This window comes from Pseudomonas sputi, assembly GCF_021603585.1.
In the GTDB taxonomy this organism is placed as follows: Bacteria; Pseudomonadota; Gammaproteobacteria; order Pseudomonadales; family Pseudomonadaceae; genus Aquipseudomonas; species Aquipseudomonas sputi.
This window is the reverse complement of record NZ_BQHI01000067.1, coordinates 1-528: the sequence shown is the minus strand read 5'-3', so window position 1 is coordinate 528 and position 528 is coordinate 1. Positions and strand designations below refer to the sequence as shown.

The 528-nt window shown below is 58.3% G+C and carries 1 pseudogene; it reads right to left on the bottom strand.

Features of this window, described 5'->3' with window-relative positions:
• Positions 1-528, bottom strand: a pseudogene (locus L6D81_RS29320) (hypothetical protein); the annotation flags it as partial.

Sequence of the window (528 nt, the reverse complement as noted above, 5' to 3'; positions counted from 1 at the left end):
ATGGTGACGCTGTACGCAACCCAGTCCGACGTCTGCTGCGCCAGTTTCTGAATGATCTGAATTTCTCGCTGGTACGTCGGCCCCCACTCCACGTTGACTTTGCTGGCCCATTGGCCATTGAGGCCCACCCGGGCATCGGGGGCGATCGGCGTCACCTTGTCGCCATCAAAAAAAGACACTACGGCATCGGCGAGCCCCAGGCCGGACAAGGTCGGTTGATACTCATCCGAGGCCTTGATCTCATGGGGCACCGGAAACTGGTAATCAAAGCTGATCAGGCAAATGACTGACTCGATCCAGCCGCCAGCGTTGTTCGGAACCTTCTGTATGGCATGCAAGACATACTGTCCGTAGGCCCAATTGAGCGCGACGATCTCCCAGGCGCCAGCCTGCACGGGGCCCGTCAACGGCGCAGGCACGGGAACAGGGCTGTTGATCACTCTGATTTCCACAGTGGCGCCATCAAGACCTGCACCTGCAAACTTGATCGACCTGCCGGACGGGAAAGTGACGTCGATGTTGGTCAAT